The sequence below is a fragment of the Ruegeria sp. YTSA144 genome (assembly GCF_059610125.1).
The window spans coordinates 62201-85236 of sequence record NZ_JBXWNA010000001.1; the positions used below are offsets into that span (position 1 = coordinate 62201).

Sequence of the window (23036 nt, forward strand, 5' to 3'; positions counted from 1 at the left end):
GCAAGGGTCATGGGGGTCAAGATTGCGTTGTATTCACGCCCAGTCCAGGCGCTGCCCTGTCATGCATACGGGCAGGGTGTCCGATGGAAACTGGCCCAGTTCTTCAAAAAACGAGATGAAGTCAAAATGATTGTAAGCCTCGACCATCTTTTCGTCTTTGAACCGTGCCATGACCTGGCCCGTGACTTCCAGTGGCGCGCCATTGTCGGCCCGAAAAGTACGAACATGCAGAATGGCAGACACCCAGTCGCCGTTTTCGATGATCTTGGGCAACTCGACCTTGATGTCCCCCAGAATATGGCGGAACGCCATGACCAGATCCCGGAAATCGTCCGCACCGACCTGCATTTCCGGAATCAGCCCCTCGGCCATCGTTTCGGGCGCGAAGAACTGATCAATCGCTTCGGTGTTTCCATTTTCCCAAACTTCGGAGTACCACTTTCTGAGTATCTCTGAATTCGTCATCCCAGTTCTCCTGTCCAAGTGCTAGCACGATGGCAAAAAGGAATGAATAAACTCTGAATCCGCCAAGGGACGGGTAAATAAATTCAGACATGTGGGGGATTAATGCAGGTTTCTGTTGCCAGGTACCTGCGAACCCCGCCTTACGCGGCTAGGCGCAAGGGCTTAAGTTTCGGTCTTGCTACTGCTTACGCAGCAACTGCAACCGGAGCACGATTGTCGTTTGCAATTGTACTGTTTTCGCCGGTAACGGTGGCAGACAGCCGAGACAAAGCTAACCCCTTTAGACGTTCGTCGATCCTATTTCGGCCCCCCGGTTCTGAAAGTGATCCCCAAACGAAGGATACCCCCAGAAGGTGTATGGTGGAGCCGCCGGGTACCGCCCCCGGGTCCGATCCGCTTATTACGAGCGCGTTTATGTCCATAGTCCCGAAGGACATCTCTTATATAGGTGAGGTGATGGATGGATGCAAACTCAGAATGAAGTCTGCCGTATCCTATATTTCCAATCCGTTAGGTGGCTTTGTTGAAGTTTGCAGAGATAAGCCAAACCGCCAGAACCAGTTCGATTCCCCCAAAGATCAACGCCTTGGCCAAGGGGGGATTGTCCAGCGCGACCGACACAAATCGGCCCAGCGCTGCACCGGAATAGACAATGCCCAGCATGACATAGGCCATTGGGTTGTTCAGCCAGATAACGGCGATCCCGGTCACAACAAACAAACCACCGACCGAGGCGCGCATCTCGGACAACCCCATCGTGCTGTTGGTCGGGGCCAGATCCAGGGCCGACGCGGTGTGGGCCGGGGCTAGAAACCCGAACGCGCCGAACCCGATGGTCAGCAATGCTGCAATGACGTTCAGAGTTGCGACCATGGCGGCCTCCTGGGTTCAGGCCGCGTAGGCGGCGTCAAAGAAATCACGTTCCAGCTCGATGGCGCGATGAAACAGTCGCGTGACCTCGGCCTGTTCAGCCGCATCCAGCGTCGGCCAGACGTTGTCCAACTGACTGCGCAGATATTCCACGACGCTTTCGAACCCTTCGCCCGCATGTAGCGTGATCCATTCCGCAAACCAGAACGGCAAGCCGTCTTTGGGCGGGTTTTCCGGGCTGGCCCAGCTCAGGTAAACCCATTCCGCCACGACGAGAACCGCCAGCATGTTCTGATAACGGCCAGAGGCTGCGGCTTCGGCCATCAGATCCTGAAACGCCCGTGTGGCGGGCGCGGGCTCGGTGCTGGGCTCAGTGCCCAAAGCGTCCATCGCGCGCAGGAAGTAAGTGTTCTCGGGGCCTGTGATCACCGCCAGAAACTGCGCGGCCGGGACGCTGTCTGCAAGGGTCGGCGCATGCGCGATGGCGCTGGCCAAAAGACGCACGAAGCCGTCGACGAACTGATAATCCTGTTGCAGGTACCAGCGCATTTTATCCTCGGGCAGGGTGCCGTCAGACAGTTCGCGGGTGAAGGCATGGGTCGTGGCGGCCGTCCAGTCGTCGATTTTACCCTGACGCAGCACATCGGTTGGGCGGGTTTGGTCCTGCATTCGGAAGCTCCGTTTTGTCTTGATGCAGACAAAGCGCGTTTCAAAACAAAGTACAAGGTCAGCCGAGTGCGGACCAAAGACCCAGACCACCGACCAGAATGAGGCTCAGGGCCCAGATGAGCTCCAGGTTGAACCAGCTGCGCGACAGGAATTGCAGGCCAAGCCAACGATAGACCGCAAAGGCCAACAGCCCGCCACCCAGAACCATGGCGGCCGTATGCAGCGCGGCGACGCCCAGAACCAAAAGGGTGTTCGTCGTCATGATCTGGGAAATCGCTTGATGTCCCGCGTCCAGTTCATCCACGGCACAAAGGCCCAGATAGATTGGAACCAGCATCAGGGCGGCCCCGTGGGCAAGCGCCACCAGAAAAGACCAAAGCGCAAGCCTGCTTGGCGGGATCCGCGAAAGAAAGCGGGGATGACGGCGGGTTATCGCGATGTACAGGCCCATGCCAATGACGACCAGGGCCGCGCCGATACGGATTTCATTTTGATAATCGACCAGTACGGCCATCAGGGCAAAAGGCAGAAGTACGCCCAGCATGGCCACGAAATGCCCGCCAGCCAAAGCCGCGAGTGCGCTCCACAGGGCGGATTGGCGTTGTTCCATCAAAGCCGAAGACACCGCCAGCGGCCAGCCCATGCCGGGGTTCAGGCCGTGATAGGCGCCGCTCAGAACAACGGCCAGCCACAGGCCAGCCGTTGATGACATCAAAAATTCCAACTCAGACCGACGGATAGCAGAAGCTGTCGGTTGAACAGTCTCCGCCCTCCAACCGGATCTGGTGGCTGCGATACCCTTTGGGGAACTCCACCCAGAACTTCGGATCCAGTGTCAGCCCGCCATTCTCGCCGACATCAGCTTTGACCATGGCCGCACCGCCTTCCTCGGGGTAGAACTGGTCGTCCCACGTGGAATAGAGCGAATTGGTCCAGTAGACGCGTTTGCCGTCGCGGCTGATTTCGACCATCTGTGGACCATAGCCGAACGTCTGGCCGTTGGGATGTTTGGTCTTTTTTACAATCCCTCCAATTTCGACCTTGCCGGCAAGGGTGGGGTTCATCGGGTCGGAAACATCGTATTGATGCATCTCGCCGGTACCCCAGCAGGCGACGTAGAGGTACTTGTCGTCCAGGCTCAGGTCGATATCGGTAACCAGCGGCGGAACGGCAGAGAAGCCCTTCAGAAGCTCGGGAAGATCATCGGGATCAGCGGGTTGCGGATCGATTGTTATGGTCTTCTTGGCTTCGAACGTGCCGTCTTCATTGCGCCACCAGGTGAAGATTGCACCTTGCAGGTTCGTTGTATCGACGACAACGCCGCAGAACCCGTATTGCTTTACGGGATCATGAGCGGGGCGGATTTCCAAGGCCATCTGATGGTTTTCACCCAGATCGATGGTTTGAATATTCGTCCGGTTTCGAAGGTTCCAGAAATGGATGCGGTGGCCGTATTTATTGGACAACAGGTCTTCGGCCACCAGCCCGTTTTCGAATTGCGGTGGCAGGCCCCATTCGGAACTGACCATGTAGTCACGCGGCAGGTTCCACCAGAAATCATAATGCTTGTCCTGTACGCCGCGCTCGATCTCATAGCGCCCGATGATGTCGAAGGTTTCGCAATCCATGATGAAAATGCCCGGAGGGCCATTTGTGCCGTCAGGACCGCCACCGCCAAGGGTGCTGACATAGATGCCTTCAGGCCCGCAATGGATCGTGTGCGGACGGGAATACCCTGTCTTTGCAAAGACTTCTTCGGGTTCGATGATCTTGTGAATCTTGGCTTCGAGCGGGTTTTTGACATCGATGACATAAATCCGGCTGGACCGGATGCCCGGGATGATCAGATAGCGCCGCTCCAGAAACGCGTGACCGCTGAGCGGCGACAGGGCCGAAGAACAGGCGTTCCAACCGAAATGGTGAAACTCGTCGCCCTTTTCGGGCATGATCACCTGATGCACGATCTTTCCGAAATCGTCCGAGCTTGGATCGACATTCACAACCGCCAGTCCGTCGGGTTGTGAAAAGTCAGGGCTGAGCATCAGCGTGAATGCAAGTGTCTCAGCGGGGCCCTCCATCGCCAGTTTTGCGGATGGATAAAAACTTGGGTCCGGTCTTTGGTTCATAACGTCCTCCCGTAAGTCATTGATCTTCAATTCATATTGAGAGTTCCGGTCTTGGCGCCGGATGACAATCTGCCTGCTCGTGTGCCCCTTGTTCTGATCTTGTTTCGAATGCCGCCCTCAGTTGGGTTTACGTTTGCTCTTGGCCACGTCATGGGCCAGCCGTCGTGTGTAACGTTCCAGACCGATCAGGGCGGAGTCTACGGTGTCCGCGTCTTTTGCCTCTAGCGCGTCCACTATTCTGCTGTGCAGTCCGATGATCTCTTCGCGGGACCGCGCCGTGAAGGTGATCATATTCATCAAGGGCTGCATCGCTTCCACGGCGCCCGCCAGCTGATAAGACAGGACCGGGTTTCCAGCCCCATCCACCAGCGCGCGATGGAAAGTCACGTCCGAGGCGCAAAAGGCTTCGTCCGTCAGGCCCGGTTGGGACTGGCGGAATATTTCCGCCCGCATGGTCGCCAGGTGATCTGCCGTGCGCCGCTGCGCGGACAAGGGCGCACAGGCCCTTTCCAGGGCATATCGCGCCTCGCATGCGGTATCGAAGCTGACCGCATTCATCGACAGCAGCAATGTCGAAGTCGTGACTTGCTGAGAATAGGCATCCTCAAAGCTCAGGCGATTGACAAACGCCCCGCCGGAAGCGCCGCGTTGGGTGCGGATCAGCGACTGCGCTGCCAGTCGTTTCAGCGCCTCGCGCACTGTGGGGCGAGAGACCTGGAACTGATCCGACAGTTCGGCTTCAGAGGGCAGGCGCGCGTCCACGATCAGCTCACCCGAAACGATCGCATCCCGAATGGCCTGGGCGATCTGGGCAGACAGGTCTGCGGTTTTTCGGGGCGCGGTTTTCATCTTCAGACGACCTTGGGCAAATTTTTATTTGTCTGACATTTAAAAGTCTGACATTTGAAAAGCAAGGGAGTTGAGTCGGGAGGCCGAAGTGAGTCGTACGTGGCTGCGCAGCGGAATGTGGCTGGGCTTTTATGTTCTGATCCTGTGGGCGTGGTGGGTCATGTTCTCGATGAGCCGGGACATGGACCTCGATCTGATCGGCCGTCCGGGGCCGATGGGGCAGGCGATGGCCGCGATGGATCCGCGCATGGATATGTATATGCCGATGGCCGAGTTCGGTCCGCTGTTTTCAATGTGGGCGATCATGATGGCGGCCATGATGCTGCCCACCCTGATCCCGACCCTGCGCAGTTACGATGACCTGATCCGCAGTGCAAATGGCAGCCGCGCCGGCTGGCTGGGGGTTCTGGCCGGGTATTCCGTCGTCTGGGTCGGGTTTGCGGCTCTGATCGCAGGAATTCAGCTGGTTCTGCTGTTTGGCGGCGTTGTCGATATGCTGGGAATTGCCAAATCCGGCTGGGTCGCGGGCGGTCTGATGATTGCCGTGGGCGCCTTCCAGTTTTCCCGCGCCAAAGAGGTTTGCCACGGTGTCTGCCATGCCCCGATGACCTATTTCCTGGGGCATTGGAGAACCGGTTTTGCAGGTGGCGTGCGCATGGGCCTGGGTCTTGGCGCCTTTTGCGTCGGCTGTTGCTGGGGCTTCATGGCACTTGGCTTTGTTGGCGGTGTCATGAGCCTGTTGTGGATGGGGCTCGCGACCCTGTTCATGGTTTTGGAGAAACTTCCTCAGATCGGGCACGCCGTGACCCGTCCGATGGGGTTTGTGCTGATTGCGGGCGGTCTTATCCTGCTCGTGTATCCAATTAGCTACGGAGGATAAACCAATGGCTAAAAACAGAAAACCAGACGCCGATCGGCTGCCCGTCAGTCAGCGCATCGACAGCCGCATGCCCAATCCCAAGCGGCGAGAGATGAGCCCGACGGAATGGGCCATCAAGGGCGAGTTGATCCTGAACTGTTCATGTGACGTGTTCTGCCCCTGCGTGGTGTCACTGGGCGCGCATCCTCCGACGGAAGGTCATTGTCATGCGTGGATGGGTATCATCGTTGATGAGGGCCACTATGAAGGCGAGGATCTGTCGGGTCTGAATGTCGGGTTGCTGGTCGATATTCCGGGCCGGATGGGTGAAGGCCAGTGGAAAGTCGCCGCTTATGTCGACGAGCGCGCAAGCGGCAAGGCTTATAACGGTTTGTTGCAAATCTTCAGCGGTCAGGCGGGCGGCACCACCGGTCTGTTTACCATGCTGGTCAGCGAGATCATTGGCGCGGAACGAGCTCCGGTCCAGATTGAGCGTGACGGAAACAAACGTCGGATCGCGATTGGTCGCAAAATCCAGGGCGAGATCGAGATGCTTGCGGGCAAGGATCCGGAGCATCCGGTGATGGTTTCAAACTCCAAATACTGGATGGGACCTGACATCATCGTGGCGCGTGGCACCAAATCGAAGGTGCGCGACTATGGCCGGGTCTGGGACTTTGGCGGCAAGTCCGCTGAAATCTGCCCCATCGACTGGCACGGGCCAAAATGATGATCACGGGCGCGTATGCGCAGGAAATGGCGCGGTACAATCACTGGCAGAACAAGCAGTTGGCAGAGTTTTTGCAATCTCTGACATCCAAGGAACTGACCCTCGAACGCGGGGCGTTCTTTGGCTCGATCATGGGCACGGTAAACCATTTGTTGTGGGGCGACTGGATGTGGATGTCGCGTTTCGAAAAGCGCGACGGGCCCGGCGGCACTATTCACAAGGCCGGCGGGGGTATCCATGAAAGTGTATACCTGTGCCCGGACCTGCAAAGCTGGTTGGCGTTACGCGAAAAGATCGACGCGCGTATCCTGAACTGGGCCGAAGGGTTGGGGGACGATCCGCTGACCGGCTCGTTCACGTGGTATTCCGCCGCGAAAGAGGCTGATGTCACAATGTCTTACGCGTTGTGCGTGATCCATTTCTTCAATCACCAGACCCACCACAGGGGGCAAGTGCATAAAATGCTGACCGAGACGGGCTCGGAAGCGCCTGTGAGTGATATCGTCTTTATGCCTCAGGAGGTATGAATGCCACAGATTTCCGCGTCACGCCGCTTGCGGCGCACTCCGTTCTCTGAAGGGGTCGAAGCTGCCGGGGTCAAGGGCTATACGGTCTACAACCGTATGTTGTTGCCGACGGTTTTTGAAAGCGTTGAAGCCGATTACCGGCACCTGAAGAACCATGTGCAGGTCTGGGATGTGTCGTGCGAGCGGCAGGTTGAATTGCGTGGCCCTGATGCTGCGCGCCTGATGCAGATGCTGACCCCGCGTGATCTGCGCGGTATGCTTCCGGGGCAGTGTTTCTATGTGCCTATCGTTGATGAGACCGGCGGCATGTTGAACGACCCGGTCGCGGTGAAGCTGTCTGAAGACCGCTGGTGGATCTCGATTGCAGACAGCGATCTGTTGCTCTGGGTCAAGGGTATCGCCGTTGGCTACCGTCTGGATGTGCTGGTGGACGAACCGGACGTGTCGCCGCTTGCCGTTCAGGGCCCGAAGGCGGACGAGCTGATGGCCCGTGTCTTCGGGGACCGCGTGCGGGACATCCGTTTCTTCAAATTCGACCTGTTCGAGTTCGAGGGGCGCGATCTGGCCGTCGCGCGATCCGGTTATTCGAAACAGGGTGGTTTCGAGATATACGTGGAAGGTGGCGATATCGGCATGCCTTTGTGGAACGCCCTGTTTGCCGCCGGCGAAGACCTGCACGTGCGCGCGGGTTGCCCGAACCTGATCGAACGCATTGAGGGCGGTTTGTTGTCCTATGGGAACGACATGACCGATGACAACACCCCGCATGAATGCGGTCTGGGAAAGTTCTGCAACACGCACACAGCGATCGGCTGCATCGGTCGGGACGCTCTGTTGCGTGTCGCCAAGGAAGGGCCGGTGCAGCAAATCCGACCTATCGCCATTGATGGTGATCCGGTGCCGGGTTGCGATCGTCCCTGGGGTATGTTTGCGGACGGAAAGCGTGTGGGGCAGGTGACTTCGGCGGCCTGGTCTCCGGATTTTGAAACCAATGTGGCGATCGGTATGGTGCGCCTGAGCCATTGGGATGCCGGGACGGAACTGGAAGTGGAAACACCGGCCGGGATGCGCCGCGCGACCGTGCAATCGCATTTCTGGATCTAGCAGAATCATGGGCGCTGCCGCGTCGACCTCGGGATACTTTGAACCAGCTGCCGACATGGGCTGGTCACTGAACACGAAAGGAATGACAGATGTTCAATGCACTTGTGATGGACAAGGATGAAGAGAGCGGAATTGCCACCGGCTCGATCAAACAATTGTCGGTGGATGACCTGCCACATGGTGATGTCACGGTTGCGGTCGAATATTCCACGGTGAACTACAAGGACGGCCTGTGCCTGTCTCCGAAAGGGGGCGGGCTGGTGCGAGCCTATCCACATGTCCCCGGCATTGATTACGCCGGCACGGTCGAAGCCTCATCGGATGACCGCTACAAACCCGGTGACAAGGTTGTTCTGACCGGATGGCGCGTGGGCGAAGCTCACTGGGGCGGCTATTCGCAAAAAGCCAACGCGCGGGCCGATTGGCTGGTGCCGCTGCCCAATGGGTTGACAACGCGTCAGGCAATGGCCGTGGGCACCGCCGGGTTCACTGCGATGCTGGCGGTCATGGCGCTGGAGGATCATGGGCTGACCCCGGATCGTGGACCGGTATTGGTGACCGGGGCCGCGGGTGGTGTCGGGTCGGTGGCCACGGCCATTCTTGGCAATTTGGGCTATGAGGTCGCCGCGGTCACCGGACGGCCTGAAACCGGGGACTATCTGAAATCACTTGGTGCGACGACCATTGTGCCGCGCGACGACCTGAACGAGACCACAAAACGCCCCCTTGAAAGCGAAACCTGGGCGGGCTGCGTTGATGCTGTGGGCGGTGCCATGCTGGCGCGTGTTCTGGGCCAGATGAAATACGGATGCTCCGTTGCCGCGGTTGGTTTGGCAGGGGGCGCTGCTTTGCCTGCGACAGTGATTCCGTTCCTTCTGCGCGGTGTGAACCTTTTGGGTATCGACAGCGTGATGCAGCCCTATGACAACAGGGTGCGCGCGTGGAAACGGATCGCCACGGATCTGCCGATGGACAAGCTTGAAGCGATGGTTCAACCGGCCGGTCTGTCCGATCTGCCGCAATTGGGCGCCGACATTCTGAAGGGCCAGGTCAAGGGGCGTGTCGTGGTGGACGTGAACGCCTGAGGCTGACCCGTGAACTCGACCTGGCCGGAGGAACTCGGCCAGGTTCCGGAAAACGATGTTTGTCCGAATTGGTCGCAACACCTCTGGCCATTGATACAATTCCCGATCATGATTGCTATACATCCCAATTGCGATGGCGTAAGACCCATCCAAAGAGTACCTGAAGACGGGGAGTGAGCAGAATGTCTGACGACTTCGAACTGGACACCGATGATCTGCAGCGCCGCATGGATGGCGCAATGGCCAATCTGAAAACCGAATTTGCATCATTGCGAACAGGGCGTGCATCGGCCTCGATGCTGGAACCTGTCATGGTTGACGCTTACGGCTCGATGACACCGATCAACCAGGTGGGCACCGTGAACGTGCCCGAACCGCGTATGGTTACTGTAAACGTCTGGGACAAGTCACTGGTCGGTAAGGTGGAAAAGGCCATCCGCGAAAGCGGCCTTGGGATCAATCCGCAATTGAACGGCACCATCATAATGCTGCCGATACCCGAATTGAACGAAGAACGCCGCCGCGAATTGAGCAAGGTCGCGGGTCAGTACGCGGAAAGCGCGCGCATTGCGATCCGCAACGTGCGTCGCGATGGCATGGATCAGATCAAGAAGGCCAAAGCGGACGGCATGTCGGAAGATGACCAGAAGCTTTGGGAAAGTGAAGTTCAGGACATGACGGATGAGATGATCAAGGCCGTGGATACTGCGCTTGAAACCAAGCAAACCGAAATCATGCAGGTCTGAGCCGGACTGATGCCAAAAGACCCGCAAACCGAGCTGGAGTCCGGCCCGCGCCATGTGGCCATCATCATGGATGGCAATGGTCGTTGGGCGCAGGCGCGCGGCCGTCCCCGGCTGTTCGGCCACCATGCCGGGGCGCGGCGCGTGCGTGAGGTTGTCGAGGCCTGCCCGGGATTGGGAATCAAGTACCTGACGGTGTTCGCGTTTTCGACTGAAAACTGGAAGCGGACCCAGGTCGAGGTGGCTGGTCTGATGAACCTGTTCCGCCGCTATATCATCAAGGAAACCCGGACACTCGCGGATAATGGCATCCGGGTTCGGTTCATCGGAGACCGGGTCCGGCTGGATTCCAAGTTGATCGAGTTGATGGACTCGCTGGAAGAAGAAACCAAAAACAACGATCTGGTTCATTTGACCGTCGCGCTGAATTACGGTGGGCGCGACGAGGTCGCGCGCGCCACCAAGCGTCTGGCGCGGGATGTGGCTGAAGGGCGGCTGAAACCCGAAGAGGTGGATGAAGAAACCCTTCCCAAGTATCTGGATACGCGTGTTCTTCCTGATCCCGACCTTGTGATTCGAACCAGCGGTGAAGCGCGGATTTCAAATTTTCTTCTGTGGCAGTCGGCTTACTCGGAATACGAATTCATCGATACGCTCTGGCCGGACTTCACTGCTGATGAACTGGCCCGTCTGTGCCAGAATTACGGCTCAAGAGATCGGCGGTTCGGAGCGGTTCTGGCATGAGAGACGGCCGATGGTCTGACCTGACAACACGGGTTCTTTCTGCTGCTGTTCTGGTCGTGATCGGATCAATCGAGGTCTGGCTTGGCGGGTGGTGGTTCGAAACCTTCATCGCCGCAGCCTGTGGTCTGATGACGTGGGAATTGGTTCGGATGATCGACCCGCAGGCCCGCGGCGTGGCCGTTCAATTGGGAATTCTGACAAGCGTCACCGTGGTTCTCAGCTATCATCTGCCGCCGATTTATACTTTGCCGGTCGTACTCGCGCCAGCGCTTGTGGGTGTGGGGCAGATCAGTCGCTCGAAGGTTCTGTTCGGGCTGTTTGTGGTCTGGATCGTCGGGGCCGGGCTGGGTTTCATTTCTATCCGGGAAAGCTTCGGTTTTGGCTGGATGGTTTGGCTGATCGCGGTCGTGGTCGCCACGGATGTCGCGGGCTATTTCGTGGGCAAGGCGGTTGGCGGCCCGAAGTTCTGGCCCAAAGTCAGCCCGAAGAAGACGTGGTCGGGAACCGCCGGCGGGTGGGCCGCCGCGGCATGTGTCGGCGCGGTTTTTGCAAGCATGGCCGGCTTTGGATTCGCTTTTGTCGTTGTTTCCGTTTTGGCCTCAATGGCAAGCCAGGCCGGTGATATTGTTGAAAGCGCAGTCAAACGTAAGTTCGGCGTCAAAGACAGTTCGAACCTGATACCGGGTCATGGCGGCTTTCTGGATCGGTTTGATGGCATGATGGGCGCCGCGCTGTTTGTTCTGATCGCAGGGCTGATCTATTCGCCGGGTGAAATGTAATGCGAAAGGTATCTGTTTTCGGGGCCACCGGGTCGATCGGGCAGAATACGATTGATCTGATTTCGCGCGCACCGTCCGAGTATGACGTCGTGGCTTTGACCGGTGGCGCCAATATTCAAAAACTTGCGGATGATGCGCGTCGGTTGGGTGCCGATATTGCCGTCACCGCTCATGAAGACCGGCTTGATGACCTGCGTTCCGCTTTGGCCGGCAGTGGCGTCGAGGCGGCTGCGGGCCCCGGCGCCATCGTCGAAGCTGCTGCGCGTCCGGCGGATTGGACTATGTCGGCCATTGTCGGCTCGGCCGGGTTGGCACCGGGAATCGAAGCGTTGAAACAGGGAACGACCCTGGCACTGGCCAACAAAGAGACATTGGTCTGCGCCGGGTCATTGGTTCTGGAAACGGCCAAACAGCATGGTGCGCGATTGCTGCCGGTCGACAGCGAACATTCGGCGGTGTTTCAGGCTCTGGTCGGTGAAGACGTTGAAACAGTCGAGCGTGTGATCATCACCGCCAGTGGCGGGGCGTTCCGTGATTGGCACCTGAGTGAACTGGTAAACGCGACTGTGGAACAGGCCTCCAGCCATCCGAATTGGGATATGGGGCAGCGTATCACCATCGACAGCGCCTCCATGTTCAACAAAGCGTTGGAAGTCATAGAAACAAAAGAATATTTCGGTGTCGAGCCGGATCAAATCGAAGTGCTGGTGCATCCGGAATCCATAGTACACGCCCTTGTCGGGTATCGTGATGGTGCGATGATGGCCCATATGGGGGCACCCGATATGCGCCACGCAATCGGTTACGCGCTGCATTGGCCCGAAAGACGGGACTTGCCAATACAGCGGCTTGACTTGGCCCAGCTGGGGCAATTGCGTTTCAATGAACCGGATTTGGCGCGGTATCCGGCCCTGAAGCTCGCGCGGGACGTGATGGAGCGTGGCGGCCTTGCAGGCGCTGTTTTCAATGCCGCCAAGGAACGCGCGCTGGATCATTTTATCGCACGCCGGATCGGGTTTCTGGATATGGCTGATGCCGTCGCCGCGGTCCTGGACAGGTTTGACGTGTCAGACAGCCTTATTGATGCCCCGATGACCCTTGATAACGTACAGCAAACCGACCATCTGGCACGTCAGTGGGTCGATGACACTGTGGTGGAACGAGCAGGATAGAATTTTGGACGTACTTTCGCTAATCCCCCAATTTGGCAATCTTCTCTGGACGATTGTCGCGTTTGTCATCGCGTTGTCGGTCATCGTCGCGGTGCACGAATACGGACATTACATTGTGGGGCGCTGGTCCGGTATCCATGCCGAGGTCTTCTCGATCGGGTTTGGCCCGGTTCTGTGGAGCCGTATCGACAAGCGGGGAACCAGATGGCAGATCGCGTTGCTGCCGTTTGGGGGCTATGTAAAGTTCCTGGGCGATGCCAATGCCGCATCCGGCAAGGATGAAGAGGCGATGGAAGGCATCGCAACCCAAAGCCCGGAAGAACTGCGCCGCACCATGCACGGCGCCCCTTTGTGGGCGCGTGCCGCCACGGTCGCGGCCGGGCCTGTCTTCAATTTTGCAATGTCCATTCTGGTTTTCGGTCTGATCTTCTGGTCACAGGGCGTATCGAAAGAGCCGCTGACAGTCGGATCGTTGCAACCCTTGCCCGGCACCGTGCAGGAACTGAGAGAAGGTGACGTGATCACGGCCATCGCCGGTATTCCGACACCTGACTATGATGAAGAGGGGGCCTGGCAGGACTTTATCGAGGCGCTGCCTGTGGAACCGGTTCTGGACTACACGGTGATCCGGGACGGTGAAACCCTGGATGTTCAAGCACCATGGATGTTTCCACCCCTGATCCGCCAAGTGGCCCCACGCAGCGCGGCGATGGATATTCAACTGAAACAAGGCGATGTCATCACGGCGGTGAACGGGGAACCGATCTTTGCCTTCGAGCAGCTGAAGGATTTTGTCGAAGGGTCCGACGGCCGGGTTCTGCTGTTGGACGTCTGGCGGGATGGATCCGAGCTGGAATTCGCATTGGCCCCCCGACGCACGGATGAACCTCAGCCGGAAGGCGGTTTCGTCACCCATTGGCGGATTGGGATCATCGGGGGCATGATGTTGGAGCCGGCAACTGAACCAGCTGGTATTCTGGATTCACTGACCGGCGGTGTCAGGCAGACGGGTCGCATTATCGAAGGGTCGCTATCGGGCATGTGGCACATGGTGACGGGTGCAATCAGCACCTGCAACATCTCGGGGCCGATCGGAATCGCCGAAACCTCGGGGGCAATGGCCAGCCAGGGGGCGCAGAACTTCATTTTCTTCATCGCGGTTCTGTCGACGGCGGTCGGATTGCTGAACCTGTTTCCGATCCCGGCATTGGATGGCGGGCATCTCGTGTTCTACGCCTATGAAGCCATTGCAGGGAAACCACCCAGTGACGGGGCCTTGCGGGTGCTCATGGGGCTAGGGATCACGATAATCCTCACCCTCATGCTGTTTTCAGTAAGCAACGATCTGTTCTGCTGATTGTGGCGCTCGGTGCAAAATTGAGCCGCATTATCGCCTTAATTGGGCGCTATTCTCTTTGCGTCTGAGGGAAAAGCCATGACCAAAACGCTGAAAAGATCGTATCAGAGCTTTAGCTTCCTGTTCGTGTTGAATTGGGATGTTCTGCTGAGCTTTGCGGTTACGGCTTTGGCTATGGCAGGTGCCGCCTATTTGGCGGCCATGTGATTCTTGCTGAAATCAACGTCGACAAATTGACTGGCAGTCTGCGCGGTTGCTTCGATTTCGCCTTTTGACAAGCTCATTCAATCCCGCTACTCAGCATTAAAGTCTTAAATTCTGGGTAGAGCATAAAATGACTGACAGGCGAGGGGCGGGCACATCCTGCGGGCAGCAAATGCCAACAAACAATATTTTGTGGCAGGCGCTAGCGGTTCTTTTCCTTTTTGTTGCTGCAAGCTTAATTACTTTTCCGCATGCAGCACAGGCGCAAAACTATACGATCAATTCGTTTGATGTTGAGGGCAATCGCCGGATTGAAACCGGTACGATCATCGCCCGGACGGGAATCGAACCTGGCCAAACCGTAACTGCGGGTCAGCTCAATGATGCCTATCAGCGTTTGCTTGACAGTGGTGTATTTGAAACAGTCGAACTGACGCCGCGCGGCTCGACGCTGGTCATCTCGGTTCAGGAATATCCGACGATCAACCAGATCAGCATCGAGGGCAACGCCCGTGTCAAGGACGACGTTCTGCTGGACGTCATCGAATCTCAGCCGCGCCGCGTCTTTACCCCGCAGGTGGCCGAGTCTGACGCCGATATGATTGCTGAAGTGTATTCAGCCCAAGGCCGTGTTGCCGCGACCGTGATCCCTCGGATTATCCGCCGCAGCGACAACCGGGTTGATCTGGTTTTTGAAGTGGCCGAAGGCACGACCATCGAGGTGGAACGTGTCAGCTTTGTCGGCAACCGTGCCTTTTCCGACCGACGCTTGCGCCGCGTTCTGGAAACCAAGCAGGCAACGTTTCTGCGGACGTTCTTCCGGAACGACACGTTCATCGGCGATCGTATCGAGTTCGACAAGCAGGTCATCCGGGACTTCTACCTGTCACGAGGCTATGTCGACTTCCGCGTGAACAGCGCCAACGTCGAATTTACCCGTGAACGGGATGCGTTTTTCCTGGTGATGAATGTAACCGAAGGCCAGAAATTCTCGTTCGGTAAGATCACGACCGTCAGTGAGATTCCGGGCGTGGATCCGGCCCCTTATCAGGACGCGCTGAAGATCAAACCCGGCGTAACCTATACACCGTCTCTGGTTGAAAACTCCATTACACGCCAGGAACGTCTGGGTCTGAAACAAGGCGTGGATTTCCTTCGGGTGGAACCACGTGTCACACGCAATGACCGCGATCTGACTTTGGATATCGAATTTGTCCTGACAAAAGGTCCTCGGATTTTTGTCGAGCGGATCGATATTGAAGGCAACACAACCACCCTGGACCGGGTGATCCGCCGTCAGTTCGACACCGTCGAAGGAGACCCGTTCAATCCCCGCGAAATCCGTCAGGCCGCCGAGCGCATCAATGCCCTGGGTTTCTTCGCTGTCGCGGAAGTCGAACCGCGCGAAGGATCGTCGCCCAGCCAGGTCATTCTGGATGTGGACGTTGAAGAACAACCTACCGGCTCGCTGAGCCTTGGCGGCAGCTACTCGGTTACGGACGGTTTCGGGATTGCGGTCGGTCTGAACGAATCCAACTTCCTGGGTCGTGGCCAGAACCTCGGTGTGTCGATCTCGACCGCGCAGGACTCGGAACAATACACGCTCAGCTTCACCGAGCCTTACCTGCTGGGCCGCAAGCTGCGCTTTGACATTGGTCTGGGGCTGTCGGCCACCAATTCCGGGTTTGCAAGTTACGACACAAGCAGTCTTTTCTTTGCACCACAGCTGACCTATGCGATTGGTGAATTGTCGGCGCTGCGGCTCCGTTATCGCTGGGACCGCAGCGAGATGACGCAGCAGGACAACGAAGTTAACGGTGCGGTGATTGCTTCTGAAATCGCGCAGGGCAAACGGACGTCCAGCTCTTTGGGACTGTCTTACATTTATGACAGCCGTCTCGGCGGTCTGGACCCCAATACCGGCTTTCTGTTCGAGATTGGCGTTGATGCCGCCGGACTTGGTGGGGACAACAAATACTTCAAGACCACGGCGCGTGGTATCGCGCAAACCCGAGTATGGAACGAAGAGGTGGTGCTTCGGGCAACGATGGAGCTGGGCGCTCTGCACTGGCGCGGAAGCGATTTCAGCCGTACTGTGGACCGGTTCGTGCTGGGCCCCAATACCTTCCGGGGTTTCGAACCAGCGGGTATCGGACCGCGTGACCTGTCCAACGGTCAGGATGACGCAATCGGGGGCAACTATTACTGGGTTGCTCGGTTCGAAACCGATTTCCCGCTGGGACTGCCCGAGGAACTGGGGCTGCGTGGTGGCCTGTTCTATGATGTCGGCAACCTCTACAACATCGACAACGTCAATACGGCAGGTTCAACTATTGTCGGTGCAAACGGATCGATCCGCCACGTGATCGGCATTTCGGTGCTGTGGGAAACTCCGTTCGGGCCGTTGCAGTTCAACTTTTCGCAGCCTCTCAAGAAAGAATCTTTCGACAAGGAGCAGAACTTTGACTTTACGATCCAGGCCCGGTTCTGATCCGCGATGCTGAACAGATTGCTTGGCAGAACACGGGGCCCGCTTTGGGCCCTGTGTGCATTTTTGACGATGGTCCTGGCGCCTTTGGCAGATGCTCAGCAGCTTGGTGTGCCTCAAGCCAGTGTGGTCACCCTGTCCAGTGAAGAGCTGTTTGCCAAGTCTGCCTTCGGTCAGCGCGTTTTGCGCGAAATCGAAAAGGAAAGCGCGTTACTGGCCGAAGAAAACCAACGGATTGTCGCGGAACTGAGCCGCGAAGAAAAGGAACTCACCGAGCAGCGCGCCATCATGACGGCCGACGAGTTCCGCCCCCTGGCCGAGGCGTTTGATCTCAAGGTTCAGTCCCATCGCGAGGGGCAAAGGGCAAAGCTGGACGTTCTGGCCCGTCGCAGCGAAGAAGCCCAGCAGACCTTTTCCGAGATCGTGCGCCCTGTACTTGTCGATCTGTTGCGCGAAATTGGGGCCAGCGTGATGATCGAGCGATCCAATGTCGTCGTCAGCACGTCCGACATCACCGAAGCCGCGATCCTCCGAATAAACGCCGCGATTGGTGATGGAAGCGATTTGCAAGAGGGGCAGGGCGAATAGGTTCGCTTGCCCTTGCAGTGCTGTATTGCTAACCACGCAAAAAAAGAAACATCCAAAACGGGATATCTGCACCATGAGCACAGAAACCAAAAGCGCAGACATTCAGCTGATCCAGAGGATTCTGCCGCACCGCTATCCGTTTTTGCTTGTCGACAAGGTGGTAGATATTTCGGGCTATCAGTCGGCGCGCGGAATCAAGAATGTCACCATGAATGAACCGCATTTTCAGGGGCATTTCCCCGGTACGCCGATCATGCCGGGCGTCACCATTGTCGAGGCAATGGCACAGACCGCCGGTGTGATGCTGGGTGTTGGAATGGACGTCATCGACACCGAGCTGTTGATTTACTTCATGAGCATCGACAAGTGCAAATTCCGTCGCAAGGTCGTGCCCGGTGATGTGCTGGAAATGCATGTGGAAACCGTGCGCGGGAAAAAAGGCGGCAAGCTGTTCAAGTTCAGCGGCCGTGCCACCGTCGAAGGTGACGTGGCCGCCGAGGCGGAATTCTCGGCCTATGTCGACTGGGATATGGAAAAAACAACATGAACGGAGTCCATCCCAGCGCAATTATCGAAGACGGTGCGCAGATTGGACAGGATTGCATCATCGGTCCCTTCTGCCATGTGGGCGCACAGGTGAAACTGGCCGATCGGGTCGAGTTGAAATCGCACGTGGTCGTGACGGGTGACACCTCGATCGGCGAAGATACCGTTGTGTTCAATTTCTCGGTGATTGGTGAGATCCCTCAGGATTTGAAGTTCAGTGGCGAAAACACCCGTCTTGAGATTGGCAAACGCAATCGCATTCGCGAGCATGTGACAATCAATACCGGAACCCAAGGTGGCGGTGGTGTCACGCGGATCGGTGACGACTGCCTGCTGATGGCGGGGGTTCACGTGGCCCATGATGTTCAGATCGGCAACCGTGTGATCATGGTCAACCATGCAGGCGCGGCGGGGCATTGCATCGTCGAAGACGACGTGATCGTCGGCGGCATTTCGGGGCTGCATCAATGGGTGCGCGTTGGACGCGGGGCCATTATTGGCGCGCTGACCATGGTGCCCAAGGATGTTATTCCTTATGGCCTGGTACAGGCGTCGCGAGGTGAGCTGGATGGCTTGAACCTTGTCGGTCTCAAGCGCAAGGGTGTATCACGCGAAGATATCTCGGCGCTGCGCGCGGCCTTCAAGGAATTGTCCGACGGCGAAGGCACCTTTATGGATCGCGCCAGCCGGATCGGTGAAGGCAACGAAAGCGACTATGTGCAGCAGATCGTGGATTTCGTCACCGGCCATAGTGACCGATCATTCCTGACCCCGAGGAAATAGGGTCATGCTTGCGTTGATTGCGGGAACCGGGGCGCTGCCGACCGAAGTTGTTGCGCAGTTGGCAGAACGTCCCCTGATCTGCGCGATGGAGGGGTTTCTGCCGGACACCCTGAGCGCAGATGTCGTGTTTCCTCTGGAACAGCTGGGCAGTTTCATCGCTGACCTGAAGGCGCGGGGCGTGACTGAAATCTGTCTGGCCGGCGCTGTTCGGCGCCCGCCAATCGACCCCTCGCGCATCGACGCCGCGACGCTGCCACTGGTTCCGATCATCCAAAAGGCCATCCTGTCCGGGGATGACGGAGCTTTGCGCGCCGTGATCGGAATTCTCGAGGGGGCCGGTCTACACTTGCGGGCCGCGCATGAGATCGCGCCCGGTTTGTTGCCGCCTGTGGGATGTCTGACCGAGGCCCAGCCCTCGGATGCCGACATGGCCGACGCTGACCGCGCCGCGGGGATTCTTCGGGCAATGGGGGCAGCGGATACGGGGCAGGCCTGCGCCGTATCCAAAGGGCAGGCGCTGGCCATCGAGGGGGTGTTCGGTACCGCGTGGATGCTGCACTCCCTGACGCAACGCCCCGACGCAGGCGGCGGCATTCTGTTCAAAGGTCCCAAACCCGATCAGGATCGGCGCGCCGATTTGCCCGCTATCGGGCCGGAAACCGTCACCGATACGGTTGCGGCAGGTTTGTCCGGGATCGTATTGGAAAAAGGCGGTGTGCTGGTTCTGGAAAAAGATCGCGTCATCGCTGAATGCAATCGCCTGGGTCTGTTCCTTTATATCCGCGAGCGGGCGGTCTGATGCGTGTCTTTCTGGTCGCTGGTGAACCTTCGGGTGACCGGTTGGGCGGCGCGCTGATGGAGGGGTTGAAAACCCTGGTGCCTGATGTTGAATTCGACGGGGTCGGTGGCCCGTTGATGCAAGCGCAGGGTCTGAGCAGCCGGTTTCCAATGTCCGAGCTTTCGGTCATGGGGCTTGTTGAAGTTCTGCCGAAGTTTTTCCACCTGAAACGGCGTATTTCCGAGACAGCACAGGCGGTGCTGGACACGAAACCGGATGTATTGATCACCATAGACAGCCCTGATTTCAGCTTGCGCGTCGCCAAGATCGTCAAAGCCAACAGCAAAATCCGAACCGTGCATTATGTCGCGCCCAGTGTCTGGGCCTGGCGCCCCGGGCGTGCAGACAAGATGGCAAAGGTCATCGATCATGTGCTGGCGCTTCTTCCTTTTGAACCTCCGTACATGGAGCGGGCAGGGATGGACTGCGACTTTGTCGGTCATCCTGTGGCCAGCGAGCCGATTGCCACACCAGACGAGATCTCGGCCTTTCGGAACCGCTTCGATCTGGCTGACGCCCCAATCCTGCTGGCTTTGCCCGGGTCACGGCGGGGTGAGATCGAACGCCTTGCAGAGTCTTTCGGCGGCGCGTTACGGTTGTTCGTCGATGCCCACCCGAATTACCGCGTGGTGATCCCGACCGTTGGTGCGACAACCGATCTGGTAAATGACGTGGTTCGAAAATGGCCCGGCACCCCCGTGGTGCTGGACCCTCGCAATGCAGGCGCAGAGCAAGCCACAGCCGACAAACGTGCAGCCTTTGGCGCCGCAGATCTTGCCCTGGCGGCCTCGGGGACGGTTTCGCTGGAACTTGCGGCGCAGAATACGCCGATGGTGATTGCGTACAAACTCAACTGGCTGACGCAGAAGGTGGCAGAACGGATGGTCAATCTGGACACCGTTACTCTGGTCAATCTGGTCTCGGACACGCGCGCCGTGCCGGAATGCCTGCTGGATGATTGTCAGCCTGAAAAGATCGCCGAAGCCTTGCGAAAGGTAGCCGACGCACCCGACGCTCAACAGCACGCCATGAACCTGACAATGGACAGGTTGGGGCGAGGGGGCGAAGCACCTGGTTTGCGCGCGGCGCGGGCGGTATTGAACAGAATGCAGCCACGCAATGCTTGATCACGCGCTGTTTGCAGTCTCTGCGGGGATCGCGATGATCTCTACCAATCTGGACAATCTTGCTGTCTTGTTGGGCTTGATTCTGGTGATGGAACAGCGCCGTGCGATCGTGGGCTTTGCCGTCGCTCAGACGATCGTACTTTCCCTGGCCATGACCGTGGCCGTGGGCCTGAACCAGAGCGGCCTTCCGTTTTGGATCGGCTACCTTGGCCTTGTCCCATTGGTGTTTGGCTTGCGCGGAATCTGGCATCAGTTTCGCGAGGCGGACAACGAAGGTGCTGTGTCAAAAGGGGCCGTGACTTCGGTGGTGACGCTTTTCCTGAGCCTCTCGATAGACAGTTTTGCGGTAATGACCCCTCTGCTTGCGGATTCGGCGCCGTCCTATCGGGTCGTGGCGTTGATCGGTGCCGCCAGCGCGGCCGCCTTGCTGGTTGTTGTTGCGGCATGGGGGGCACCCCACGCCAAAAGCCTTGGCCCGCGCGTTGCCCGGCTGGATCGGATTGCGCCATATATCATGGTCTGCGTCGGGCTCTATATTCTCTTCAACTCTCCCACCGACATGCTGTGACCCGGCAAAGAGAGCGCTTCGTCTCGCATATGTGACCTGCAAAGGTCTGTTGCAGTGATGCAGGTCCAAGGTATCGTGATCCAGATAAAGGAGCTTTCGACATGACCCGCATTCCCCCTTTGTCGGATCAGGACATGACCGCCGACGCGCGCGCATCCCACGCAGCATTGGGCGCGTATGGTCCGTTTGACAACTGGGCCCGCGTTGCGGCGTATTGCCCTCCGGTTCTGAACCATGTCATGGGAATGCTGACAACCTTGCGAGAGCAGGAGAACCTGCCGCGCCGTGCGTTGGAACTGGCCATGGTGACGGTTTCGAAACTGAATGCCTGCGATTATTGCGTCTCGCATCACACACCGCTGCTGGCCGTGGCGGGGCTGAGCCCCGAAGGTGCGGCGCGTCTGCCAGACGTCGAGGATCATCCGGAACTGGATGCCTGTGACAAGGCGGTTGTCCGCTATGCCGAAGCCGTGACGATCCGGTCGGGCCGCATGAAGGATGCCGACGTGGCGGAGCTGAGGGAATGGTTCACGGATGCTCAGATCGTCGAACTGACCTGGCGCATCGCCTTGTGCGGTGCGTTCAATCGGTTCAACGATGCATTGCAGATTCAGATCGAACCCGAGGTCAAACCGGTTTCAGCTTAATACCCGCGCCAGATCCAGCCGCCGCCGAATACGCGGCTGCCCTCGTTCGCGTAAAACACACAGGCCTGCCCTGGCGAGATACCTTCCTCGGGGGTCAGCAGTTCGACCTCGGCCGTGGTGTCCGACAGCGGCCGAATGATCGCCTCGCGCGGCGGGCGGGTCGAGCGGACCTTGACGGACAGGTGCCATTCATCGCGTGACGTGAAGGGTTCATCGCCCAGCCAGTTGATCTCGCGCACCGGAACGACGCGCGTTGCCAGCATCTCTTTCGGGCCGACAACGACCTGCTTTTTGTCGACGTCCAGTTTGACGACGTAAAGCGGCTCGCTGAGGCCGCCGATGCCAAGACCGCGACGCTGCCCGATCGTATAGTGGATTACACCGTTGTGCTGCGCCAGAACGCGGCCATCGGCGTGAACGATCTCGCCGGGTTCCGCAGCTCCGGGGCGCAGTTTTTCGATGACGCTGGCATAGTTGCCGTCAGGTACGAAGCAGATATCCTGACTGTCGGGCTTGTCCGCCACGGACAGCCCATACTGCGCCGCCATCTCACGGGTTGCGTCTTTTGACGGCAGGTGGCCCAGCGGGAAACGCAGGAAGTTCAGTTGCTCGGGTGTGGTCGAGAACAGGAAATAGGACTGATCGCGATTGGCGTCTTCGGCGCTGTGCAGTTCCGGACCGTTGGCGCCCATCTTGCGCTGAATGTAGTGGCCGGTAGCCATGCAGTCTGCCTCGAGATCCTTGGCGGTTTCCAGAAGATCCTTGAATTTCACGCGCTCGTTGCAGCGGATGCAGGGAACCGGCGTCGCGCCTGCCAGATAGCTGTCTGCGAACTCGTCGATCACGGCATCCTTGAAGATGTTCTCGTAATCCAGAACGTAATGTGGAAATCCACGCTCTTCCGCCACGCGGCGCGCATCATGAATATCGATGCCAGCGCAACAGGCACCTTTCTTGGCCAACGCCGCGCCGTGGTCATAAAGCTGCAACGTCACACCGACCACATCATAGCCCTGATCGGCCAGATAGGCCGCGACAACGGAACTGTCGACGCCTCCCGACATCGCCACAACGACCCGCGTTTCCGAGGGCGGTTTGGCAAAGCCAAGCGAGTTCAGAGGGGTCTCGGTATCGAGGGCCATTGCAGATTCCAGTCCGGGTTAAGAAA

The 23036-nt window shown here is 58.2% G+C and carries 26 protein-coding genes and 1 other RNA gene; 19 read left to right on the plus strand and 8 right to left on the minus strand.

What is annotated here, in order from left to right; translation table 11 throughout:
* Window positions 1–33: 33 nt before the first annotated feature.
* The 7 genes from AC2FF8_RS00310 to AC2FF8_RS00340 all read right to left on the minus strand — a co-directional run bounded on the left by AC2FF8_RS00310 (window position 34) and on the right by AC2FF8_RS00340 (window position 4979).
* Window positions 34–465, minus strand: coding sequence for an ester cyclase (locus AC2FF8_RS00310; RefSeq protein ID WP_170344384.1), 432 nt, complete (start codon window positions 463–465; stop codon window positions 34–36).
* A 101-nt stretch (window positions 466–566) separates the two neighbouring features.
* Window positions 567–939: a transfer-messenger RNA gene (ssrA, locus tag AC2FF8_RS00315) on the minus strand.
* 36 nt (window positions 940–975) lie between these two features.
* Window positions 976–1338: a DUF4345 family protein gene (locus AC2FF8_RS00320; protein WP_170344383.1), complete on the minus strand. Its 363-nt coding sequence runs from the start codon at window positions 1336–1338 to the stop codon at window positions 976–978.
* A gap of 15 nt (window positions 1339–1353) precedes the next feature.
* A complete protein-coding gene (locus AC2FF8_RS00325; protein ID WP_170344382.1) occupies window positions 1354–2004 on the minus strand; it encodes a TenA family protein in 651 nt (216 codons plus the stop codon).
* Between the two features lie 58 nt (window positions 2005–2062).
* Window positions 2063–2716: a hypothetical protein gene (locus tag AC2FF8_RS00330; protein ID WP_170344381.1), complete on the minus strand. Its 654-nt coding sequence runs from the start codon at window positions 2714–2716 to the stop codon at window positions 2063–2065.
* Between the two features lie 13 nt (window positions 2717–2729).
* Window positions 2730–4130, minus strand: a complete 1401-nt coding sequence (locus tag AC2FF8_RS00335) for a selenium-binding protein SBP56-related protein (RefSeq protein WP_496878642.1) — start codon at window positions 4128–4130, stop codon at window positions 2730–2732.
* Between the two features lie 117 nt (window positions 4131–4247).
* The gene (locus AC2FF8_RS00340; protein WP_480684375.1) at window positions 4248–4979 is read right to left on the minus strand and encodes a FadR/GntR family transcriptional regulator; all 732 of its coding nucleotides are present in this window, start codon (window positions 4977–4979) and stop codon (window positions 4248–4250) included.
* 115 nt (window positions 4980–5094) lie between these two features.
* Between AC2FF8_RS00340 and AC2FF8_RS00345 the strand changes: the two genes are divergently transcribed.
* The 19 genes from AC2FF8_RS00345 (at window position 5095) to AC2FF8_RS00435 (ending at window position 21868) form a co-directional block, all read left to right on the plus strand.
* On the plus strand, window positions 5095–5859 hold the full coding sequence (locus tag AC2FF8_RS00345; protein ID WP_496879258.1) for a DUF2182 domain-containing protein: 765 nt from the start codon (window positions 5095–5097) through the stop codon (window positions 5857–5859).
* A gap of 4 nt (window positions 5860–5863) precedes the next feature.
* On the plus strand, window positions 5864–6568 hold the full coding sequence (locus AC2FF8_RS00350) for a DUF1326 domain-containing protein (protein ID WP_152457918.1): 705 nt from the start codon (window positions 5864–5866) through the stop codon (window positions 6566–6568).
* Window positions 6565–7095: a DinB family protein gene (locus AC2FF8_RS00355; RefSeq protein ID WP_496878643.1), complete on the plus strand. Its 531-nt coding sequence runs from the start codon at window positions 6565–6567 to the stop codon at window positions 7093–7095. Before AC2FF8_RS00350 ends, AC2FF8_RS00355 begins: the two co-directional genes overlap by 4 nt.
* The gene (locus AC2FF8_RS00360) at window positions 7096–8199 is read left to right on the plus strand and encodes a dimethylsulfoniopropionate demethylase (protein ID WP_496878644.1); all 1104 of its coding nucleotides are present in this window, start codon (window positions 7096–7098) and stop codon (window positions 8197–8199) included.
* An 89-nt stretch (window positions 8200–8288) separates the two neighbouring features.
* Window positions 8289–9284, plus strand: a complete 996-nt coding sequence (gene acuI, locus AC2FF8_RS00365; protein ID WP_425078228.1) for an acryloyl-CoA reductase — start codon at window positions 8289–8291, stop codon at window positions 9282–9284.
* A 182-nt stretch (window positions 9285–9466) separates the two neighbouring features.
* A complete protein-coding gene (gene frr / locus AC2FF8_RS00370; RefSeq protein ID WP_496878645.1) occupies window positions 9467–10030 on the plus strand; it encodes a ribosome recycling factor in 564 nt (187 codons plus the stop codon).
* Window positions 10031–10039: 9 nt separating this feature from the next.
* On the plus strand, window positions 10040–10771 hold the full coding sequence (gene uppS / locus AC2FF8_RS00375; RefSeq protein WP_170344372.1) for an undecaprenyl pyrophosphate synthase: 732 nt from the start codon (window positions 10040–10042) through the stop codon (window positions 10769–10771).
* The gene (locus tag AC2FF8_RS00380) at window positions 10768–11550 is read left to right on the plus strand and encodes a phosphatidate cytidylyltransferase (RefSeq protein WP_170344370.1); all 783 of its coding nucleotides are present in this window, start codon (window positions 10768–10770) and stop codon (window positions 11548–11550) included. Before uppS ends, AC2FF8_RS00380 begins: the two co-directional genes overlap by 4 nt.
* Window positions 11550–12722: a 1-deoxy-D-xylulose-5-phosphate reductoisomerase gene (gene dxr / locus AC2FF8_RS00385; RefSeq protein WP_496878646.1), complete on the plus strand. Its 1173-nt coding sequence runs from the start codon at window positions 11550–11552 to the stop codon at window positions 12720–12722. The genes AC2FF8_RS00380 and dxr overlap by 1 nt, the downstream gene beginning before the upstream one ends.
* Before the next feature lie 4 nt (window positions 12723–12726).
* Window positions 12727–14079, plus strand: coding sequence for an RIP metalloprotease RseP (gene rseP / locus AC2FF8_RS00390; protein ID WP_170344366.1), 1353 nt, complete (start codon window positions 12727–12729; stop codon window positions 14077–14079).
* Between the two features lie 78 nt (window positions 14080–14157).
* On the plus strand, window positions 14158–14286 hold the full coding sequence (locus AC2FF8_RS00395; RefSeq protein ID WP_263618400.1) for a hypothetical protein: 129 nt from the start codon (window positions 14158–14160) through the stop codon (window positions 14284–14286).
* A gap of 127 nt (window positions 14287–14413) precedes the next feature.
* On the plus strand, window positions 14414–16774 hold the full coding sequence (bamA, locus tag AC2FF8_RS00400) for an outer membrane protein assembly factor BamA (RefSeq protein ID WP_496878647.1): 2361 nt from the start codon (window positions 14414–14416) through the stop codon (window positions 16772–16774).
* 69 nt (window positions 16775–16843) lie between these two features.
* Complete coding sequence (locus tag AC2FF8_RS00405) at window positions 16844–17359, plus strand: OmpH/Skp family outer membrane protein (protein ID WP_425079029.1); 516 nt, start codon at window positions 16844–16846, stop codon at window positions 17357–17359.
* Window positions 17360–17432: 73 nt separating this feature from the next.
* Window positions 17433–17906 carry a 3-hydroxyacyl-ACP dehydratase FabZ gene (gene fabZ, locus AC2FF8_RS00410; protein ID WP_117869011.1) on the plus strand — a complete coding sequence of 158 codons (474 nt, stop codon included), beginning with the start codon at window positions 17433–17435 and terminating at the stop codon, window positions 17904–17906.
* Window positions 17903–18688, plus strand: a complete 786-nt coding sequence (gene lpxA, locus AC2FF8_RS00415) for an acyl-ACP--UDP-N-acetylglucosamine O-acyltransferase (protein WP_257600698.1) — start codon at window positions 17903–17905, stop codon at window positions 18686–18688. The genes fabZ and lpxA overlap by 4 nt, the downstream gene beginning before the upstream one ends.
* A gap of 4 nt (window positions 18689–18692) precedes the next feature.
* Window positions 18693–19487 carry an LpxI family protein gene (locus AC2FF8_RS00420; protein ID WP_496878648.1) on the plus strand — a complete coding sequence of 265 codons (795 nt, stop codon included), beginning with the start codon at window positions 18693–18695 and terminating at the stop codon, window positions 19485–19487.
* Window positions 19487–20653, plus strand: coding sequence for a lipid-A-disaccharide synthase (gene lpxB, locus AC2FF8_RS00425; protein WP_496878649.1), 1167 nt, complete (start codon window positions 19487–19489; stop codon window positions 20651–20653). The genes AC2FF8_RS00420 and lpxB overlap by 1 nt, the downstream gene beginning before the upstream one ends.
* Entirely contained in the window at window positions 20646–21221 is a 576-nt protein-coding gene (locus AC2FF8_RS00430; RefSeq protein ID WP_171168233.1) for a hypothetical protein, read from the plus strand. The genes lpxB and AC2FF8_RS00430 overlap by 8 nt, the downstream gene beginning before the upstream one ends.
* A gap of 101 nt (window positions 21222–21322) precedes the next feature.
* Complete coding sequence (locus AC2FF8_RS00435) at window positions 21323–21868, plus strand: carboxymuconolactone decarboxylase family protein (protein ID WP_496878650.1); 546 nt, start codon at window positions 21323–21325, stop codon at window positions 21866–21868.
* On the opposite strand, the gene mnmA is transcribed toward AC2FF8_RS00435, so the two are convergent.
* On the minus strand, window positions 21865–23010 hold the full coding sequence (gene mnmA / locus AC2FF8_RS00440; RefSeq protein WP_170344352.1) for a tRNA 2-thiouridine(34) synthase MnmA: 1146 nt from the start codon (window positions 23008–23010) through the stop codon (window positions 21865–21867). The genes AC2FF8_RS00435 and mnmA overlap by 4 nt on opposite strands.
* Window positions 23011–23036 lie beyond the last annotated feature (26 nt).

Excerpts from the sequence above, each read along its gene's own strand:
- AC2FF8_RS00310 (WP_170344384.1), bottom strand. The coding sequence starts at position 465 with ATGACGAATTCAGAGATACTCAGAAAGTGGTACTCCGAAGTTTGGGAA.
- AC2FF8_RS00320 (WP_170344383.1), bottom strand. The coding sequence starts at position 1,338 with ATGGTCGCAACTCTGAACGTCATTGCAGCATTGCTGACCATCGGGTTC.
- AC2FF8_RS00325 (WP_170344382.1), bottom strand. The coding sequence starts at position 2,004 with ATGCAGGACCAAACCCGCCCAACCGATGTGCTGCGTCAGGGTAAAATC.
- AC2FF8_RS00330 (WP_170344381.1), bottom strand. The coding sequence starts at position 2,716 with ATGTCATCAACGGCTGGCCTGTGGCTGGCCGTTGTTCTGAGCGGCGCC.
- AC2FF8_RS00335 (WP_496878642.1), bottom strand. The coding sequence starts at position 4,130 with ATGAACCAAAGACCGGACCCAAGTTTTTATCCATCCGCAAAACTGGCG.
- AC2FF8_RS00340 (WP_480684375.1), bottom strand. The coding sequence starts at position 4,979 with ATGAAAACCGCGCCCCGAAAAACCGCAGACCTGTCTGCCCAGATCGCC.
- AC2FF8_RS00345 (WP_496879258.1), top strand. The coding sequence starts at position 5,095 with ATGTGGCTGGGCTTTTATGTTCTGATCCTGTGGGCGTGGTGGGTCATG.
- AC2FF8_RS00350 (WP_152457918.1), top strand. The coding sequence starts at position 5,864 with ATGGCTAAAAACAGAAAACCAGACGCCGATCGGCTGCCCGTCAGTCAG.
- AC2FF8_RS00355 (WP_496878643.1), top strand. The coding sequence starts at position 6,565 with ATGATGATCACGGGCGCGTATGCGCAGGAAATGGCGCGGTACAATCAC.
- AC2FF8_RS00360 (WP_496878644.1), top strand. The coding sequence starts at position 7,096 with ATGCCACAGATTTCCGCGTCACGCCGCTTGCGGCGCACTCCGTTCTCT.
- acuI (WP_425078228.1), top strand. The coding sequence starts at position 8,289 with ATGTTCAATGCACTTGTGATGGACAAGGATGAAGAGAGCGGAATTGCC.
- frr (WP_496878645.1), top strand. The coding sequence starts at position 9,467 with ATGTCTGACGACTTCGAACTGGACACCGATGATCTGCAGCGCCGCATG.
- uppS (WP_170344372.1), top strand. The coding sequence starts at position 10,040 with ATGCCAAAAGACCCGCAAACCGAGCTGGAGTCCGGCCCGCGCCATGTG.
- AC2FF8_RS00380 (WP_170344370.1), top strand. The coding sequence starts at position 10,768 with ATGAGAGACGGCCGATGGTCTGACCTGACAACACGGGTTCTTTCTGCT.
- dxr (WP_496878646.1), top strand. The coding sequence starts at position 11,550 with ATGCGAAAGGTATCTGTTTTCGGGGCCACCGGGTCGATCGGGCAGAAT.
- AC2FF8_RS00395 (WP_263618400.1), top strand. The coding sequence starts at position 14,158 with ATGACCAAAACGCTGAAAAGATCGTATCAGAGCTTTAGCTTCCTGTTC.
- bamA (WP_496878647.1), top strand. The coding sequence starts at position 14,414 with ATGACTGACAGGCGAGGGGCGGGCACATCCTGCGGGCAGCAAATGCCA.
- AC2FF8_RS00405 (WP_425079029.1), top strand. The coding sequence starts at position 16,844 with ATGGTCCTGGCGCCTTTGGCAGATGCTCAGCAGCTTGGTGTGCCTCAA.
- fabZ (WP_117869011.1), top strand. The coding sequence starts at position 17,433 with ATGAGCACAGAAACCAAAAGCGCAGACATTCAGCTGATCCAGAGGATT.
- lpxA (WP_257600698.1), top strand. The coding sequence starts at position 17,903 with ATGAACGGAGTCCATCCCAGCGCAATTATCGAAGACGGTGCGCAGATT.
- AC2FF8_RS00420 (WP_496878648.1), top strand. The coding sequence starts at position 18,693 with ATGCTTGCGTTGATTGCGGGAACCGGGGCGCTGCCGACCGAAGTTGTT.
- lpxB (WP_496878649.1), top strand. The coding sequence starts at position 19,487 with ATGCGTGTCTTTCTGGTCGCTGGTGAACCTTCGGGTGACCGGTTGGGC.
- AC2FF8_RS00430 (WP_171168233.1), top strand. The coding sequence starts at position 20,646 with ATGCTTGATCACGCGCTGTTTGCAGTCTCTGCGGGGATCGCGATGATC.
- AC2FF8_RS00435 (WP_496878650.1), top strand. The coding sequence starts at position 21,323 with ATGACCCGCATTCCCCCTTTGTCGGATCAGGACATGACCGCCGACGCG.
- mnmA (WP_170344352.1), bottom strand. The coding sequence starts at position 23,010 with ATGGCCCTCGATACCGAGACCCCTCTGAACTCGCTTGGCTTTGCCAAA.